Source organism: Chamaesiphon sp. VAR_48_metabat_135_sub (genome assembly GCF_031418915.1).
GTDB lineage: Bacteria > Cyanobacteriota > Cyanobacteriia > Cyanobacteriales > Chamaesiphonaceae > Chamaesiphon.
The window spans coordinates 1-2,766 of record NZ_JANOJV010000003.1; the positions used below are offsets into that span (position 1 = coordinate 1).

The following is a 2,766-nucleotide window of genomic DNA, read 5'->3' on the forward strand; positions in this document are numbered from 1 at the left end:
TGAGTGGAATTGAGTTTGCCAGTTGCCAAATAATCTAGGAAATATAACGGTTCTGCGCCGCAAGTCAGAATACCTGTGCCGATCGTGTACGGGTGGAATATGGATTATCAACAAGCAGGTGTCGATGTTGTGGCGGGGAGAGCGTTTGTCGAGAACATCAAAAGCCTCGTCCACAGTACCCATCGCCAGGGCGTTTTAGGCGGCTTAGGTGGCTTTAGCGGCTGGTTTGAGCTGCCGACAGGCTATCAGCAGCCAGTGCTAGTATCCGGTACAGATGGAGTCGGAACCAAACTCAAAATCGCTCAAGAATTAGACAATCATGCCTCGATCGGGATCGATCTCGTCGCAATGTGCGTTAATGATATTCTGACTTGCGGCGCAGAACCGTTATATTTCCTAGATTATTTGGCAACTGGCAAACTCAATTCCACTCAGCTCACGCAGGTAGTAGCAGGAATTGCCGATGGTTGTCGTCAAGCTGGTTGTGCGCTTTTGGGTGGAGAAACGGCAGAAATGCCAGGATTCTACCAATTGGGTGAATACGATCTGGCGGGCTTTGCAGTGGGAATTGCCGAAAAGAGCAAGCTGATCGACGGTCAGCAGATTCAGATCGGCGATGTGGCGATCGGACTAGCTAGTAGTGGTATTCATAGTAATGGTTATAGCCTGGTGCGGAAGATTGTCAGCGATGGCGGCTATCGGTGGGAGGATACCCCCAGTCGCTTGGAAGGGAAAAATCTGGGTGATGTGTACCTAACTCCTACTCAAATATATGTGAAGCCGATTTTAGCAGCGATCGAGCAGCAATTACCGATTCATGGGATGGCACATATTACTGGTGGCGGTTTACCTGAAAATTTACCGCGCTGTCTGGGTGCAAACCATTCGATCCAGATGGATCTCCAGGGTTGGCAGATTCCGCCTGCGTTTCAATGGTTGGCTGAGGCGGGAAATGTCGCACCTGTGGATATGTTTAATACTTTTAATATGGGGATTGGCTATGTGGTAATTGTGCCTGCAACGGCGGCGAGCGACTCGATCGCGTTTTTCCAGTCGCAGGGGATTGAAGCTTATGCGATCGGGACTGTAGTTACTGGAGATCGATCTTTGATTGGGATTCCTGGGTAAAGTTCGCTAAATTCAACCGTTTTCCAAAATGAGAGTAGGGGTAATTCATGAATTACCCCTACTCTCATTTTTGGGCATCTTTCAACTATCCAGATCGATCGAGTCAGTAATCAGATTGACTCCTAGCCAGTTGCTTAATTCTCGCGCCATCCATTTAATCTCGCGTTCGGTGAGATCTTGTCCGGTACTGAGAATGCGAATCGGATCGATCTGACGTAATTCCAGCATCAGACTGACTTTGGGGACTTTTAGATCTGGATGCTGATAGTTATCGACGATGACTTGGGTAATTTCTCTGGTTTTGAGGTGTTTGGGACGAATGCGCTCGAGACCGTAGAGATGCTGAGATAGGGTAAATTGGTGACGATCGATCGTGACGATCGTCTGGGATAGAAACTTCTCCGCCAGATCGAAGGATAGCTTAAACCCACCCTTCAATAGCCATAATGTCAAAGGCAGAATAAACATCAAAGCCACCCCCAAACCAACTTTGACAGCTAAATCTGTATTGGGGATTGATAGTGGTGCAGAAATATAAATTGTCAGTGCGATCAGGATCAGCACGATAAAATTAATCAAGCCAGCTAATCCCAATTGATGAATTGCAGCTCGATCTGGCCGAAATCGCGCCGGAATCGTTAGTTCCAATCGATCGGCTTTACTCGTCAGTTGAATTTTACTCCCTGAAGGTTGGCGCATGATTTTAGTGGAAAGTGGCAAGTGGCAAGTTGTTAGTTTAAGTGCGAATTTTGAGTTGTTAATGGCGATCGAACATCTTGTGGCGTTTCCCGTTGGCTAGCAAAATTGGGACTACTGAGCTGTTGTTGCAAGGATTTGGTGGGGTCGATCGCGATGCCTGACGCTCCAGATCTGGGGGTAAATGGCGATTGAGTCCATAGTGCCCAACGACTGCCAGGGGGGAGGATTTCGAGCTGTTGTGGTTGACTAGTCAGGCAAATTACTGCATTTGAGGGCATTTCTTGCGCTGTTGGTTCGGACATCTGCACTGCGGCGAGGGTTTCTAATACCTGTCGATCGCCAGCAATTAATCCAGTTCCCGCCGTCCATAGTTTGATATTGAGCTGTGTAGATTTACTGGCATAGAAATAGAGCGTACAAGCAGCAATTACGGCTTGTTCAAAGTCTGCTGCATCCCAATTGGCACCGCTGTCGAGGTAGATAATGATATCTTGTCCACCCCGATCGATTTCCAATTCGCGTACTTGAAATTCACCATATCGCGCACTCGTGCGCCAGTGAATTAAACGCATCGAATCCCCGTAACGGTAGGGGCGAAGAGAACGAGTTATTCCCTCATTGGCTGCTTCGAGATGACGATTGGTATACTGTCGATTTTGCTGACGATCGCTACTACCGATCCCATCGATTAACGGACAGCGATCTAATTTCAGGACTTGGGGATAGACATAGGCGATCGCGGGTGCTTGGCGATATCTCTGACACCAAAATAACCCAATTGGCGCGCCACTCCGCAGAGCAACTTTTTCCCACCGATACACCCCTCTTTGCTCGGTAGGCTGTCGATACGTCCATCGATATTCATTTTGAGGTAAAACTTGTTCTACCGTGGTTACTAGCGAATTCAATCTGGGAAATGGACTCAAATCTCGGACTTGA

General features: G+C 48.0%; 3 protein-coding genes. 1 reads left to right on the top strand and 2 read right to left on the bottom strand.

Annotated elements, in window-relative coordinates:
- Positions 1-99 precede the first annotated feature (99 nt).
- Complete coding sequence (gene purM / locus RMO55_RS00100; RefSeq protein WP_310421640.1) at positions 100-1,128, top strand: phosphoribosylformylglycinamidine cyclo-ligase; 1,029 nt, start codon at positions 100-102, stop codon at positions 1,126-1,128.
- Positions 1,129-1,209: 81 nt separating this feature from the next.
- Here purM and RMO55_RS00105 read toward each other — a convergent pair whose 3' ends face one another.
- The gene (locus tag RMO55_RS00105; protein WP_310421633.1) at positions 1,210-1,827 is read right to left on the bottom strand and encodes a hypothetical protein; all 618 of its coding nucleotides are present in this window, start codon (positions 1,825-1,827) and stop codon (positions 1,210-1,212) included.
- 32 nt (positions 1,828-1,859) lie between these two features.
- Positions 1,860-2,766, bottom strand: a 907-nt coding sequence (locus RMO55_RS00110; protein WP_310421637.1) for a DUF58 domain-containing protein, incomplete at its 5' end; no start/stop codon positions are given.